Below are 15,605 nucleotides of genomic sequence, written 5' to 3' on the forward strand. Positions count from 1 at the left end.
CTGCAATGTGAACGTGGGCATTTTAGGGATCGGAAGATATGTGCCAGAAAAAGTAGTCACAAATCACGATTTAGAGAAAATCGTAGATACATCTGATGAATGGATTCGTACGAGAACGGGAATTGCAGAAAGACGCATTGCCGATGATACAATAGATACTTCATATATGGCGGTAGAGGCTTCTAAGAAAGCACTTGAAGATGCCGGGATTAGCGGAGAGGATATCGACCTTATTTTAGTGGCAACAGTAACGCCAGATCGCGCATTCCCAGCAGTAGCTTGTGTAATCCAAGAAGCAATTGGCGCAAAAAACGCAGCCGCAATGGATTTAAGCGCAGCTTGTGCTGGCTTTATGTACGGAATGATTACAGCGCAGCAATTTATTCAAACGGGAACTTATAAAAATGTATTAGTAGTTGGTAGTGACAAACTATCTAAAATTGTAGACTGGAACGATCGAAATACAGCAGTACTATTTGGGGACGGAGCAGGTGCTATCGTAATGGGAGCTGTTTCGGAAGGAAAAGGTGTACTTTCCTTTGAATTAGGAGCGGACGGAAGTGGCGGTAAGCATCTTTATCAAGACGAGTATGTTATGATGAACGGCAGAGAAGTCTTTAAATTTGCTGTTCGCCAACTTGGTGATTCCTGTCTTCGCGTGTTAGAAAAAGCAGGACTTACGAAAGAGGATGTGGACTTCTTAGTACCGCATCAAGCGAATATTCGTATTATGGAATCTGCAAGAGAAAGATTAAATTTACCGAAAGAAAAAATGAGTATGACAATTGAAAAGTTCGGTAATACATCGGCTTCTTCAATTCCAATTGCAATGGTAGAGGAATTGCAAAATGGACGTATTCAAGATGGTGATTTAATTATACTAGTCGGTTTTGGCGGCGGGTTAACCTGGGGAGCAGTAGCTCTTCGTTGGGGTAAATAAGGACTGAGAGAAAAAAAGGAGTGTATTTTGTATGGAAAAAAAGAGGGTCGTAATTACAGGGCTAGGAGCTGTTACACCGATCGGAACAGATGTTGAAACAGCTTGGGAAAACATTAAAAATGGTGTATCCGGAATCGGACGACTTACAAGAATAGATTCAGAACAAATTCCTGCAAAAGTAGCAGCAGAAATTAACGACTTTGAAGTCGAAAAATATATAGATAAAAAAGAAGCGCGCCGTATGGACCGCTTTACGCAATATGCAGTAGCAGCAGCGAAAATGGCAGTTGCAGATGCGAAGCTTGAAATTACAGAAGAAAATGCACCACGCATTGGTGTATGGGTTGGTTCTGGTATTGGTGGTATGGAAACATACGAAGAACAATTTAAGATTTTTACTGAAAAAGGTCCGCGCCGCGTGAGCCCATTCTTCGTACCAATGATGATTCCAGATATGGCAGCAGGTCAAGTTTCAATCGCTACAGGAGCGAAAGGAATTAATACTTGCTCTGTAACGGCTTGTGCATCTGGAGCAAACTCAATTGGTGATGCGTTTAAAGTAATCCAGCGTGGTGATGCTGATGCGATGATAACAGGCGGAGCAGAAGCGCCATTAACAAGTATGGCATTCGCTGGGTTTAGTTCAGCGAAAGCATTAACATTCAATGAAGATCCAGCAACGGCTTGCCGCCCATTTGATAAAAACCGTAGTGGTTTCGTAATGGGGGAAGGATCAGGAATTCTTATTCTTGAAGAATTAGAGCACGCATTAGCACGTGGTGCTCACATTTATGCGGAAATTGCTGGTTATGGTGCAACTGGTGATGCGTTCCATATTACAATGCCTGCTCCTGGCGGTGAAGGCGGAGTTCGTGCGATGCGTCAAGCTTTAGCTGATGCAGGTCTTCAGCCAGAAGATATTGATTACATTAATGCACATGGTACAAGTACAGATGCAAATGAAAAGTATGAAACGATGGCAATTAAAGAAACTTTCGGTGAGCATGCATATAAAGTAGCGATTAGCTCAACGAAATCAATGACAGGTCATTTATTAGGAGCAGCTGGTGCTGTTGAAGCGATCTTCTCTATTAAATCAATTACAGACGGAGTAATTCCTCCGACGATTAACTATGAAACACCAGATCCAGAATGTGATTTAGATTACGTACCAAATACAGCGAGACATCAAGAAGTCCGAGCTGTATTAAGTAATTCATTAGGATTCGGTGGTCATAACGCAGTATTAGTATTTAAAGCATATAAGTAATATGTACAATAAGGTGTCTTTTCGTAAAGTACTACGAAAAGACACCTTATTTATTTTTTATCACCTTTACGTTCCAATCTTTTTTGCATATACATAAGAAAAGGGGGGATGAAGGTGGGGGTTGTTGAAACGGCAGAATGGTTACATCTGTATTATGGACGTCCAGAGAAGCTTTGTGAGAAATTTACAAAGTATATTCCATTGCCAAAAGAGAGGCTGTATCGTTTTTTAATCTCTAAAGGTATGTATCGCCCAGTAATGCGGGGAGAGCGGGAAATTAAAGAATTGGAGAAAAAAGAAATTTGGAAAGAACTTAGCATGGAGTATGAAAAATTGAAAAATTGGCTTAAAGGTCCAGATGTCCCTATCTTTATTTTATTATCAGATTCATATAATCGAACCGTACAAGATGAATATAACGGGAAGGCTGGTTTATCTATGCGTCACGTTATTTTCTTATTCGTATGTGGACGTAATTCAGTAGAGGAACTAAAAGCGTTATTAACGCATGAATACCACCATATATGTAGATTACATCAAATTGAGACGAAAGAAACAGAGTATACATTACTTGATACGATGATTATGGAAGGATTAGCTGAGCAAGCTGTGTATGAAAGGTATACAGAAAAAAGGTGTGCACCGTGGACTACTTACATCTCAAAAGAAGATGCTATTTATTATTGGAGAAATTCAATACAAGAACGAATAGACGTAAAGAGAGGTACGAGGGAGCATGATGTTTTATTAAATGGACTGCACTCGTATCCGAAAATGCTTGGCTATGCACTTGGATTCCATATTGTAAAAGATTGTGTAGCTTTTGAAGGGGAAAATACACTGTCTTTATTATCTATAGATGCGAAGGAAATATTGAATAAAGCAAATACGTTTCATGTTTCATAAAAAAACAGGGGAGCTATCTCCTGCTTTTTTATATTATAGAAGAAAAAATAATTAGAATATATTTCCTCAAGTGGAATAAAGTTAAGCAAAAATGAACATAATGATTGGTACAAACAGTAGTGAAGTGAGGGGTAGTGAATGTTATATCTACATGATGTATGGGTAAATTGGTTTGAAGGTGAAGAGAATGGGTATAACGTTTGTCATTTTTACGAATGGCGGAAAGATGATACGATTGAGCTATTAGATCAAGTGCCATTATTAAAAGTAGATTCCACATTATATCATTACATCGAGAACGAATTATTAGAGCTTCCGCAAAAATTATTGGAAGACGTACATCATAAGGCTTATATTCGTAAAAATCACGAACGTTTGCAACAAGAATATTGTTTTGTAGTTACAGATGGAAAAGGAATTATTGCAATTGATTCAATTGGCTATAATGTGCCAATTAGAAAAAGTAGGCTTATACCTCGTCAAGAACAGATGGTATATGAGATGGTAGAAAATGTGCAAGCAGAAAAGTATGAGTTCCAAGTGGAAGAGATTGAAAAAGAACATCATATTTTATCGCCGTCACCTTTCATTATGAACGGCCTAACTCGTAAAGAAAGACAGTTAAAACAATTATTATTTATGGCGTTAGATCAATTACATACAACGAAAAATCCAGCTGAAATTCGCTATTGGTTCACAGAGTGGGATCCATCAGCGTACGGAATGGTACAACATATGGAGTTTGAAGATGTTTGGGTTAGACTTTATGATGAAGCGAAAACTGGATGGTCTGAGAAGCACGAGCAATTATGTGAGCGCCTTGTAAAAGGACAGCCGTTTTTTGAAAAGTTATGGGAAATGGAAAACGAGCAGAAGGTAAATTAAAAAACCGCCAATTGGCGGTTTTTTTTTTTGAGGTGGCAAGCCCTTCGCGTCTAAGAACCTTCCCCACGAGAAGGTAAAAAGCACCTTCTGTGGGAAAGAACCTTAGCCGTCAGGGCTAAGCAGTCGCCTCCGCTTTTTGTAGTAATCCAGCTCCAGCGGCAAGAGTGTTCGGTGGCTTCGCGCCTTCCTGCGAGGCCAAAAGCGCCTCTACGTCAGGAGCTCCATCCCCCTCACAATCTAAGCGAGCCGCCTCCGCTTTTTGTAGTAATCCAGCTCCAGCGGCAAGCTCTTCGTGTCTAAGAACCTTCCGCATAAGAAGACAAAAAGCGTCTTCTATGCGAAAGAACCTTAGCCAGTCAGAGCTGAACGAGCCGCCTCTGCTTTATATATTACCTACGTTTTCTGCTTAGTCCCATTGCGTTTTCTACTTTGCGTAGTTGTTTGAATGCAACGCGGTTTGCTTTTTCTGCACCTTTGTCTAGAATTTCGTCTAGTTCTGGTGAGTTGATTAGTTCGTTATATTTGTCTTGGATTGGACGAATTGCTTCTACAACTACTTGTGCTAGGTCACCTTTGAAGTCGCCGTATCCTTTTCCTTCGTACATTGCTTCTATTTCTTCTACTGTTTTTCCTGAGAATGAAGAGTAGATTGTTAATAAGTTAGAAATTCCAGGTTTGTTTTCTTTATCAAATTTCACGATACCTTCAGAGTCGGTTACGGCACTTTTAATTTTCTTTTCGATTGTTTTTGGCTCATCAAGCATACTGATCATTGATTTTGGATTCGGATCAGATTTGCTCATTTTTCTCGTAGGTTCCGTTAATGACATAACGCGAGCTCCTACTTTTGGAATGCGAATTTCAGGCATTGTGAAGATTTCGCGGTAACGTTTGTTGAAACGCTCTGCTAGGTCGCGTGTTAGTTCAATATGTTGTTTTTGGTCGTCGCCAACTGGTACGATTTCTGTGTTGTAAAGTAAAATATCAGCAGCCATTAATGGTGGATATGTAAGTAATCCAGCTGGAACTGAATCTCTTCCTGAAGCTTTGTCTTTATATTGTGTCATACGTTCTAATTCTCCAACGTAAGCAACGGATTGCATAATCCATCCTAATTGAGCGTGTGCCGGTACTTCTGATTGTACAAATAAAGTAGCCTTTTCAGGATCGATGCCGCATGCAATGTATAGCGCAGCAAGGCTGCGGATGTTTTTGCGAAGCCCTGCAGGGTCTTGATGTACTGTAATCGCATGTTGGTTTACAATACAGAAATAACAGTCGTGTTCGTTTTGAAGCTCTGTAAATTGCTTCATAGCTCCTAAATAGTTTCCAAGTGTAATTGTTCCGCTTGGCTGAATACCAGAAAAGATAACTGACATAAATAATTCCTCCTAAAATTGAATGTGCGATGGGGAAGAGAAGGCATACAAAAAAGCCCATTCATCCCAAATTATATAGGGACGAATGGACCGCGGTACCACCCTAATTATTTCACAGCTGTGAAATCTCTCAAGATCCATAATAACGTCTGGATATAACGCCAAAGCCTACTACTTTCGGTTCGGTTTGGTGCTCAAAAGCCCATTCCATACTGTACAATTACTTGTTCACACCAGCCACAAGCTCTCTGAAATTGCCCCAATATGTACTCTTCTTTATCATCGCATACATATAAATTTATTTATTTTTAACTGAGCTCTTTAATATGAAAGAACTAAAGTTTTATAAAAAAATGTTTTGCTGATTATTATATCATATGGAATAGTGTTTGCAAACTACATCAAAATAGTAAAGCTAATGAGGGTCGAGAACAACCCAAGTACGATACCAGTAATACAAATCGGATACGTCCATTTGAATGAATATGTTTTATAAATACGTTCTTTCTTATTGATAGGTTCCTCAGCTTCTTCAATTAAAGAGTCAATCTTTTTGTTCGTACCAAATACTCTTTGGAATGCGTAAATTGTTACGTTAAAAAATCCATTTTGAAAGATGTATAAAAAACCACCTATAAGAATAAAAAACAATGCGATATAAAATGAGATGTTGACAAAATTCAACAAAAAATGAGATGAAACGAGGAATGCACCAACACTAGCAGCGATTATCGCTACAAAAAATAGTATACAAGTATGAAAAAAAACTTTATTCAAAATATTCCCCTCCGTCAAAATATTACTAGAATTATTATACTATAAAAGTTATAATAAGTAATATAAATAATTTTTTGAAAATTATGTTCAATTCAGGTTCTAATTTCAAGATGATGGTAGCAATGTTAACGCATCCCTTTACAAAAAATTAAAAATATAAACATTTTATTAAAAATTTTAACAAAAAAACAAAAAACTATATTCACAATCGTCATATTATATGTATAATGAAAATTGTAGAAACTTGGAGATTATTCTTTCAATTCTGTTTTTCTACAAGTGAGGGTACAGTAAGTGCAATTAGGGGAGGCAACACAGCATGAAGAAAAAGATACCGCTATTGCTTGCATCGACGTTGACAGTAAGTGTGCTAGGAGCCTGTAGTTATCAAAAAGATGATAATAAGGCAAGCGCGAAAGGATCCAGTACTTCAAATAAGCAAGTATTGAATCTAACAGAAACTGCTGAAATACCAACAATGGATACGACGCTATCAACGGATGCAGCATCTTCTAACATCATGAATAACACAATGGAAGGATTGTATCGTCTGGGGAAAGACGATAAACTCGTTCCAGGAGTCGCTAAATCTTATGAGAAATCAGAAGATGGTAAAAAGTATGTATTTAAATTACGTGAAGATGCGAAATGGTCGAATGGTGAACCTGTAACAGCGAAAGACTTCGTTTATTCTTGGAGAAGAGCTGTTGATTCAAATACGGGTGCCAAATTTGCTTACATACTATTTGATGTGAAAAATGCAGAGAAAATTAATAAAAAAGAATTACCAGTTGAGGAACTTGGTGTAAAAGCAATTGATGATCACACACTTGAAGTGGAATTAGATAATCCTGTTCCTTATTTTGTAAGTCTAACAGTCTATCCAACATTTTATCCTTTGAATGAGAAATTTGTAAAAGAACAAGGAACAAAATTTGGATTAGAATCCAATACGACACTTTATAATGGCCCATTCGTTTTAAATGAATGGAAACATGAACAAAGTTTCCACCTTAAGAAAAATCCAACGTATTGGGAAAATAAAGAAGTGAAGCTTGAGGAGATAAACTTCAATATTGTTAAGGATCGTTCAACTGCTATAAACTTATATGAAACGAAAGCGATTGATCGTGTAGTATTAACATCAGAATTTGTAGATAAATACAAATCAGATGCTGATTTTAAAACAATTAAGAGACCATCTACACAATTCATTCGTTTAAATGAAAAAAATAAATTTTTAGCAAATAAAAATATCCGAAAAGCAATTGCGATGTCCTTTGAACGTGAAAATATCGGGAAAGTTATCTTAAACGATGGTTCAGAAGGAATGTATGGTTTTGTTCCGAAAGGTTTGGCAAAAGGACCTAACGGAAAAGACTTCCGTGAAGAAAACGGAAAGCTTATAAAAGAGGATGTTAAAGAAGCACAAAAATATTGGGAAGCTGGTAAAAAAGAACTTGGTGTAGACAAAGTAGAGTTAGAGTTATTAAACTTTGATACTGATGATGCCAAAAAAATCGGAGAGTATTTAAAGGGACAATTCGAAAAGAACTTACCAGGTTTAACAGTTTCAACAAAAATGCAGCCATTTGCACAAAAGTTAAAACTTGAAGCAAGTGGAGATTATGCGATGTCATATGCGGGATGGAGTCCAGATTATATGGATCCAATGTCATTCCTTGAAATGTATACAACAGGTAATTCACAAAATAAAGTGAATTACGCAAACCCAGCTTATGATGAACTAATTAAGAAAGCCAAAACAGAAGTAGATGTACAAGCTCGTTGGGATGCTCTATTAAAAGCAGAACAACAACTGCTTGAAGATGCAGCGATTGCTCCAGTATATCAACCTGGAAAGGCATATTTACAACGTAGTTCAATTACAGGCCTATTAGAACATAAATACGGCGGAGAATTTAGCTATAAGTGGGTTGAACTCAAAAACTAAAAATGGTTTCCATCATGAATAAGGGTATATGCCTATGATGGGCATGTGCTCTTATTTTAAAAAAATAAAAGTAAGAATATTTCAAACTATCTTATTGCTTTTGAGAAAAACGGGGAGGTGCTTGACTATGGGACGTTATGTATTAAAACGTTTCGTGTACATGGCTTTGACATTATTTTTAATTACTACACTGACTTTCTTTTTGATGAAATTACTACCGGGTTCTCCGCTTAAAAACCAGGAGAAGCTATCACCGGCACAAAAAGAAATCATTCTTGAAAAATATGGATTAAATGATCCAGTACCAGTTCAATATGCACGTTACTTAGGTAACTTAGCAAAAGGTGATTTAGGGGTATCATTCCAATATGATAACCGCCCAGTAACAGATATGATTGTGGATCGTATTGGACCATCAGCACAACTTGGTTTACAAGCGATTATATTAGGAACATTTATCGGTTTAATTTTAGGAATCGTTGCGGCACTTCGTAACAATACGTGGGTCGATTATGGGGCGACAATTATTTCCGTACTCGGGATGTCGGTACCATCATTCGTATTCGCCGCATTACTACAATATTTCGTAGGGGTAAAACTTGGTTGGTTCCCAGTAGCATTCTGGAAAGGACCGGAGTTTACAGTAATGCCTACAATTGCCTTATCGATGGCAGTTATCGCAACAATCGCACGTTTCGCTCGTGCAGAGTTAATTGAGGTTATGCAAGCTGACTACATTTTAACAGCGAAAGCGAAAGGAATTAGCCAAGGCGTTATCATTATCAAGCACGCACTGCGTAACGCATTAATTCCAGTTGTAACAATTTTAGGACCAATGGTTGCAGGATTAATTACAGGGACACTAGTTATTGAGCAAATTTACGCTGTACCTGGACTTGGGGAACAATTCGTTAAATCGATTACAGTGAATGACTATACAGTTATTATGGGAACTACAATTTTCTATAGTGCGATCTTCATCTTAGTTATTTTCATTGTCGATATTTTATACGGAATTATTGATCCTCGTATTCGTTTAGCGGGAGGGAAAAAATGATGAAAGATGTACAAAAATTATCTCCAGATTTATTTCAACCAGCCAATCAAAGTAATGTTGATAATGAAGTCATTGCCCGTCCAAGCTTAACGTTTTGGCAAGATGTAAGAAGACGTTTGTTCCAACATAAAGGTGCAATGTTTGGTTTCGTATTATTAATGCTTATTGTACTACTAGCAATTATAGGACCGATGGTAAGTAAGCATTCTTATAAAGAGCAGGATTTAGGTCGTGCGAAAATGCCACCGAAAATTCCAGTGATTGAAAATGTTCATTGGCTACCATTTGACGGTACAGATCAATATGGTGTTGACCAATATGAAAAACGTGATATTAAAGAGTACTTCTGGTTTGGTACAGATGATCTTGGCCGTGATTTATGGACAAGAACATGGGAAGGTACACGAGTATCATTATATATCGCTCTTTTAGCAGCAGCGATTGACTTAGTAATTGGGGTTGCATACGGAGGTATTTCAGCCTTCTATGGCGGCAAAGTAGATAATATTATGCAACGTATTATGGAGATTATTAACGGTATTCCATACTTAATCATCGTTATTTTAATGGTAATCATTATGGGATCAGGTATTTGGTCGATTACACTTGCGATGGCAATTACAGGTTGGATAGGGATGTCGCGTATCGTTCGTGGACAGATCCTAAAATTAAAAAACCAAGAATATGTATTAGCATCTCGTACATTAGGGGCAACGAATACACAGTTAATTGTGAAGCACTTAATTCCGAACGTAATGGGACCAATTATCGTAATGACAATGTTTACAATTCCAACAGCGGTATTTGGTGAAGCATTCTTAAGCTTCATCGGACTAGGCATTCAGCCACCATTCGCATCACTTGGTTCCCTTGTAAACGATGGTTATAAATCAATTCAAACGTATCCACATATGATGTTCATCCCAGCTGTTGTCATCAGTATGTTAATCTTAGCATTCAACTTAATAGCAGACGGATTACGCGACGCGTTAGATCCAAAAATGCGTAAGTAAAAGAGGGGAGAAGTAAAAATGAAAACATTGCTAGAGGTAAAAGATTTGCAAGTCTCCTTTGATACACATGCAGGTGAAGTACAAGCTGTACGCGGTGTTACTTTTGATTTGAAAAAAGGAGAGACATTAGCGATTGTAGGAGAATCTGGTTCTGGTAAATCAGTTACTTCTAAAGCGTTAATGGGATTAATTCCGAATCCTCCAGGACGTATTAAAAACGGTGAAATCGTATTTGAAGGTCGTGACTTAACGAAACTAACAGAAAAAGAAATGCAGCAAGTACGCGGTAAAGATATTGCGATGATTTTCCAAGATCCAATGACATCATTAAATCCAACGATGACAATTGGTAATCAGATTATGGAAGGTCTTATTAAACACCAAGGGATGAGTAAAGCGGATGCACGTAAAGTTGCTTTAGAATTAATCGACCTTGTAGGTATTCCAAATCCAGAAGCGCGCTTAAAACAATATCCTCACCAATTCTCAGGTGGTATGAGACAGCGTGTAGTTATTGCGATGGCGTTAGCTTGTAATCCGAAATTATTAATTGCCGATGAGCCAACAACAGCGCTAGACGTTACAATTCAGGCGCAAATTTTAGAACTTATGAAGGACATTCAGCAAAAAACAGAAGCAGCAATCATTTTCATTACGCATGACTTAGGTGTAGTGGCAAACGTTGCAGACCGAGTTGCGGTTATGTACGCAGGTAAAGTTGTTGAAATTGGAACTGTTGATGAAATTTTCTACAATCCAAAACATCCATACACATGGGGTTTAATCGCATCTATGCCAAGCTTAGATGGTTCAGAGGACGAGCTATATGCGATTCCAGGAACGCCTCCAGACTTATTAAAACCGCCAAAGGGTGATGCTTTTGCACCACGTAACCCACAGGCGCTGAAAATTGATTTTGAAATGGAACCACCTTTATTTAAAATAAGTGACACACATTATGCGGCAACTTGGTTACTTCATGAGCAAGCGCCAGAAGTAAAACCACCAGCAGTTGTTGAAAAACGTATTCTTCAAATGAAAGCAGGTGAACAACATGACTAAACAACGTGAGAAATTAATTGAAGTAAAAAATGTGAAACAACACTTTGATGTGAGTGGTGGTGTTGTTAAAGCAGTTAATGATATTTCATTTGATATTTACCGCGGTGAAACATTTGGACTTGTAGGAGAATCTGGTTGTGGTAAGTCAACAACTGGAAGAACGATCATTCGTTTATACGATGCAACTGCCGGTGAAGTGTTGTTCGATGGTGAAAATGTACATGGTAAAAAATCACGCGCAGAACTTAAGAAGTTCAACCGTAAAATGCAAATGATTTTCCAAGATCCATATGCATCATTAAATCCTCGTATGACAGTAGGGGATATTATCGCAGAAGGTATTGATATTCATGGACTAGCAAAAGGCAAAAAAGAGCGTATGGACCGTGTTCACGAGCTGTTAAATACAGTTGGTTTAAATAAAGAGCACGCGAACCGTTTCCCGCATGAATTCTCAGGCGGACAACGTCAACGTATCGGTATCGCTCGTGCGCTAGCTGTAGAACCTGAATTTATCATTGCTGATGAACCAATCTCAGCACTTGACGTATCGATTCAGGCGCAAGTTGTAAACTTACTGAAACAGTTACAAAGAGAAAAAGGTTTAACGTACTTATTCATCGCCCATGATTTATCGATGGTAAAATACATTAGTGATCGCATCGGTGTAATGTACCGTGGTCAAATCGTTGAGCTGACAACAAGTGAAGAGTTATATGAGAATCCAATGCATCCATATACAAAATCACTACTATCAGCAATTCCACTTCCAGATCCAGATTATGAGCGCAATCGTAAACGTATCGTATACGACCCATCGCAGCATGATTATGGTAGTGAAGTGCCAACAATGCGCGAAATTCGCCCAGGACATTTTGTATTATGTTCTGAAGCAGAGTATAAGAAATATAAAGAGATTTATCAATAATAAAAAGAGCCATTCTTCCGTTATGGAAGGATGGCTCTTTTTATTGATAAAGGTAGGTGAAGGGGTAGCTTTTAAAAGTAGTTTGTTTCAATGATTATTACTTAATTTAAACTATTAATATAAGAATCCTTTATAAGTTTATCCCTATTTGTGCTTAGAAAATAAGTGTTTTCTAAGTGGGGAAATCTTATTTTATTATTTTGATTGGTGAAAGAGATTGCACTAATATATATCATGATGTGTTTTAGAAGTGGAACCATTTTCGTATAGCAAATGAAAAGATTTATTGAATTATGAAGGAGAACGAGTATCCATTAAAAATAACGGGGAGGAAGTAATTTGCTGAAAAAAATTATTTCGATGTTCGTCGCTGTTGGGATAGTATTCGTAGTAGGTAGTAGTTTTAATGTGTCGCATGCGTATGTAAAGACAGGATACAAATTATCGACAAAAAACCAAAGCTTTAAATGGGGTGACCGCTTATCAGGAAGCAGTGTAATAAAGAGTGGCTGGCAGGATGCTATTTCATCTTGGCAAAATAGTGCAGCTAATGCCAAGTTCTTTTATCACGGATCTTCGGTGCATACATTAAATTCTTGGTATGAATCCTCGTCCACATATTATGGAAGAATGAATGTTCAACTAAATAATAAAATTGTTACGAAATTTTCTGGAGACATTAATGCAGGTAATACAAATATCACGAAATCAAATGTTGCTAAAAGTACGGCTGTTCATGAATTAGAACATGCATTAGGACTCGATCATAATACGGGGACATCTATTATGAATAGTGATAGAGATCGTGCCAAAATGCATGTTCCTCAAAAAGATGATGTGAATGGTGTAAATGCAATTTATAAATGAAATTAAGGAGGGATTTATAATGAATAAAAAATTGAAATTCATTTTGCTGACAGTCCCTTTCGTAATTTGCTTAAGTATAGGGGGATATAGTATTTATTTTGGAGAAATCGGAGATAAAACAATTTTAATAGCTAAAGATTTTCCATCCACAAGTAGATTAGAAGATATGGTTAAGGAAGCCGATGTAGTTGCTATAGGTAATTATGATGGCTTGGATTCAACTTGGAATATGGCTCGTAATCCACAAGACATTAGTCAAGAAGCTCAAGAAAATTATGTAGAGGGGCATTTATACAATTTTAACGTAAAGGAAGTTTTAAAAGGAGACCCCTTACAGGATAGAATGAAAATTAATTATCGATACGCAGAACAAATTGAAATCGATGATTCGAATGCTAAGGTTGTAAATGAAGACCCTCTTTATATAAAGCCAGAGATTGGAAAGAAATACATGTTATTTTTGAAAAAAGATGAAAATATGAATCATTACTTTGGTGCAGTTGAACCATTTGCCATAATGTTTGATGAAAATGATATAGCGTATTTACAGTCAAATTTATTACATGTAGACGAAGAGAGATTAAGTGTTAAAAAGAAACAGGATAACCAAACATATATTTTGAAAAATCAAGTAGATAGTAAAATAACGGATACAATTTCTAATAAAAATATTGGCGAACTAAAAATAGAAATTGCAAAGTATAATTAAGAAAAGCTGTTCCAACAAATTTGTTGGAACAGCTTTTTCTATTATTTAAAGGATCGGCGATATAAATTTCATTTGCCATCGAGGCCCTTGGGATCAAAAGATTTTTACTGCGCCTGAACAGAAACATTATCTTCTTGCTCATTCGGTTTAACAAGTGCGTAATTTTCCCACGCTCTACTTCTCCAGCGGAAGAACATAATAATTGCTCGCGTCCATTCATCGATGGCAATCGCTAGCCAAATACCAACGAGTCCCATATCTAAATGGAAGGCGAAAAAGTAACCGAGTGGTAAGCTCATTAATACCATGGAGAATGCGCCGATTAAAACAGGATATTTTGCATCGCCAGCTGCACGAAGTGAATTAATGATGACGATGTTCATCGTCCGTCCTGTTTCAAGTAGTACACTTAGTAAAAGAACGCTTGCCCCTAGAGAGATAATATGGGGATTATCCGTAAATAGTCCCATTAATTGTGTGCGGAATGTAACAACGAGAATGACCATAAATAAAGTTACACCAATCGCCCATTTTACACTTTTCCATACGCGTGTGTAAGCTTCATCTTTTTCATTTCCGCCAACTAGGCGTCCAACGATAATAGCTGTTCCCATACCGATCGCAATGGCGAATAAATAAGTGAACATGGAAATGTTAGTAGCGTATTGTCGTGCTGCCAATGATTCTGTTCCTAAGTATGTTGCGTAATATAAGAAGACAATTTGGCAAGCTTGATACATGACTTGTTCAAATGCAGATGGAATGCCAATTTTTAAAATTTTACCAACGTATTCTTTTGATAAAGTGAAGTAATATTGTAATTTCACGCGGTATTCCATAACGCGGTACAGTAACCAGAAGAAAACGATAAGTGCGATTAACCGGCTGACTGCGGAAGAAATAGCTGCCCCTTGCACACCAAGTTCAGGGAAACCGAATTTCCCGAAAATAAGTACGTAGTTTCCAGCGATATGAATAATATTCATTCCAAGTGAAATAAACATTGCTTGCTTTGTAAAACCGTGTACGCGGATAATTGCGGCTAATGAGTTAATAATAGCTTGAAGGAAAATGGCTCCTCCGACGATGGATAAATAGCTTTGCGCGTACGTTAATACATCACCTTGTAAGTTCATTGCTATCATCATATGTTTTGAGAATAAAAGAAAACCGGCGCTTATAACGAGCCCGACTCCTAAGTTTAATGTTACTGCTAATGCTGATATTTTTGATGCTTCCATAAAGCGTTTAGAACCGAGGTATTGGGATACAACGATAGCAGCGCCATTCCCGATGACTTCTAGTACTAAAATCGCGATATGAAGGTATTGATTCGCTGCACCAACCCCAGATACAGCATCATCTGATAATGCACTTAACATGAAAGTATCAGCGATTCCCATCAGCATAAAAAGAAAAACTTCTAGAAAAATAGGCCATGTTAATAAGAATAAACTTAATTTCTCTGTTGGCCCGTTTTTTGAGTGAATTGCTGTCATGTCCGTCCCCTCTTTACCGATATCTATTTTTAGCAAAGTGTATCGTAACACACTTTCATATCCTTTGCACTTATTTTTGCCTACATATTTTCAATATGAATAAACCTTCCTTTTATGACAAAAAAGGAAGAATAATTATACGTACGATATAATGAGATATAAATTTTTCTATTCTCTGATAATTTAGAAAAAATAAAATTTATTATTTTTAACAACTTAGTGCACTAAAAATGCAGTATGAAACGTTTACAAATATACCAAGTGTTAACAGAAAATTTTAATAAGATAGAAATATAAATATACAAAGATTATATTCGTGTGTATAATATGAATTATTAGAACATATATATATTTCTTTC

At 37.1% G+C, this 15,605-nt stretch carries 15 protein-coding genes, 1 pseudogene and 1 other annotated feature; of the genes and pseudogenes, 12 read left to right on the forward strand and 4 right to left on the reverse strand.

Annotated elements, in window-relative coordinates:
• The first annotated feature begins 7 nt into the window (after positions 1–7).
• The 4 genes from fabH to KPL75_RS20005 all read left to right on the forward strand — a co-directional run bounded on the left by fabH (position 8) and on the right by KPL75_RS20005 (position 4,001).
• Positions 8–940, forward strand: coding sequence for a beta-ketoacyl-ACP synthase III (gene fabH / locus KPL75_RS19990; protein ID WP_219917470.1), 933 nt, complete (start codon positions 8–10; stop codon positions 938–940).
• A gap of 31 nt (positions 941–971) precedes the next feature.
• Positions 972–2,210 (forward strand): beta-ketoacyl-ACP synthase II, encoded by a 1,239-nt coding sequence (fabF, locus tag KPL75_RS19995; protein ID WP_219917471.1) that lies wholly within the window; start codon positions 972–974, stop codon positions 2,208–2,210.
• 114 nt (positions 2,211–2,324) lie between these two features.
• The gene (locus tag KPL75_RS20000; protein ID WP_219917472.1) at positions 2,325–3,116 is read left to right on the forward strand and encodes a DUF2268 domain-containing putative Zn-dependent protease; all 792 of its coding nucleotides are present in this window, start codon (positions 2,325–2,327) and stop codon (positions 3,114–3,116) included.
• Between the two features lie 138 nt (positions 3,117–3,254).
• A complete protein-coding gene (locus tag KPL75_RS20005; RefSeq protein WP_219917473.1) occupies positions 3,255–4,001 on the forward strand; it encodes a YjbA family protein in 747 nt (248 codons plus the stop codon).
• A 115-nt stretch (positions 4,002–4,116) separates the two neighbouring features.
• Here the strand turns inward: KPL75_RS20005 and KPL75_RS20010 are convergent, their stop codons facing one another.
• From KPL75_RS20010 to KPL75_RS20020, 3 genes are all read right to left on the reverse strand, one after another.
• Positions 4,117–4,314 (reverse strand): hypothetical protein, encoded by a 198-nt coding sequence (locus KPL75_RS20010; RefSeq protein ID WP_219917474.1) that lies wholly within the window; start codon positions 4,312–4,314, stop codon positions 4,117–4,119.
• 76 nt (positions 4,315–4,390) lie between these two features.
• Positions 4,391–5,380, reverse strand: a complete 990-nt coding sequence (gene trpS / locus KPL75_RS20015; RefSeq protein WP_219917475.1) for a tryptophan--tRNA ligase — start codon at positions 5,378–5,380, stop codon at positions 4,391–4,393.
• 74 nt (positions 5,381–5,454) lie between these two features.
• Positions 5,455–5,672: a binding site (T-box leader), on the reverse strand.
• A 104-nt stretch (positions 5,673–5,776) separates the two neighbouring features.
• Positions 5,777–6,157 (reverse strand): DUF3899 domain-containing protein, encoded by a 381-nt coding sequence (locus KPL75_RS20020; protein ID WP_219917476.1) that lies wholly within the window; start codon positions 6,155–6,157, stop codon positions 5,777–5,779.
• A 110-nt stretch (positions 6,158–6,267) separates the two neighbouring features.
• Here KPL75_RS20020 and KPL75_RS27715 point away from each other — a divergent pair.
• The 8 genes and pseudogenes from KPL75_RS27715 to KPL75_RS20055 all read left to right on the forward strand — a co-directional run bounded on the left by KPL75_RS27715 (position 6,268) and on the right by KPL75_RS20055 (position 13,747).
• Positions 6,268–6,480: pseudogene (locus tag KPL75_RS27715) on the forward strand (hypothetical protein).
• Positions 6,477–8,111, forward strand: a complete 1,635-nt coding sequence (locus KPL75_RS20025) for a peptide ABC transporter substrate-binding protein (RefSeq protein ID WP_070141279.1) — start codon at positions 6,477–6,479, stop codon at positions 8,109–8,111. The pseudogene KPL75_RS27715 and the gene KPL75_RS20025 overlap by 4 nt, the downstream one beginning before the upstream one ends.
• 127 nt (positions 8,112–8,238) lie before the next feature.
• Entirely contained in the window at positions 8,239–9,168 is a 930-nt protein-coding gene (gene opp3b, locus KPL75_RS20030) for an oligopeptide ABC transporter permease (protein ID WP_000534165.1), read from the forward strand.
• The gene (gene opp3C, locus KPL75_RS20035; protein ID WP_219917477.1) at positions 9,165–10,181 is read left to right on the forward strand and encodes an oligopeptide ABC transporter permease; all 1,017 of its coding nucleotides are present in this window, start codon (positions 9,165–9,167) and stop codon (positions 10,179–10,181) included. Before opp3b ends, opp3C begins: the two co-directional genes overlap by 4 nt.
• Positions 10,182–10,199: 18 nt before the next feature.
• Positions 10,200–11,243, forward strand: a complete 1,044-nt coding sequence (locus tag KPL75_RS20040; protein ID WP_002149824.1) for an ABC transporter ATP-binding protein — start codon at positions 10,200–10,202, stop codon at positions 11,241–11,243.
• On the forward strand, positions 11,236–12,171 hold the full coding sequence (locus KPL75_RS20045; RefSeq protein WP_070141281.1) for an ABC transporter ATP-binding protein: 936 nt from the start codon (positions 11,236–11,238) through the stop codon (positions 12,169–12,171). The genes KPL75_RS20040 and KPL75_RS20045 overlap by 8 nt, the downstream gene beginning before the upstream one ends.
• A 360-nt stretch (positions 12,172–12,531) precedes the next feature.
• Entirely contained in the window at positions 12,532–13,038 is a 507-nt protein-coding gene (locus tag KPL75_RS20050; protein ID WP_219921140.1) for a matrixin family metalloprotease, read from the forward strand.
• 19 nt (positions 13,039–13,057) lie between these two features.
• Entirely contained in the window at positions 13,058–13,747 is a 690-nt protein-coding gene (locus KPL75_RS20055; RefSeq protein ID WP_219917478.1) for a cardiolipin synthase, read from the forward strand.
• Positions 13,748–13,851: 104 nt separating this feature from the next.
• Here the strand turns inward: KPL75_RS20055 and KPL75_RS20060 are convergent, their stop codons facing one another.
• Complete coding sequence (locus KPL75_RS20060) at positions 13,852–15,297, reverse strand: MATE family efflux transporter (protein ID WP_219917479.1); 1,446 nt, start codon at positions 15,295–15,297, stop codon at positions 13,852–13,854.
• Positions 15,298–15,605: the final 308 nt, after the last annotated feature.

Origin of the sequence: Bacillus sp. NP247 (assembly GCF_018966865.1) — a bacterium.
Lineage (GTDB): Bacteria > Bacillota > Bacilli > Bacillales > Bacillaceae_G > Bacillus_A.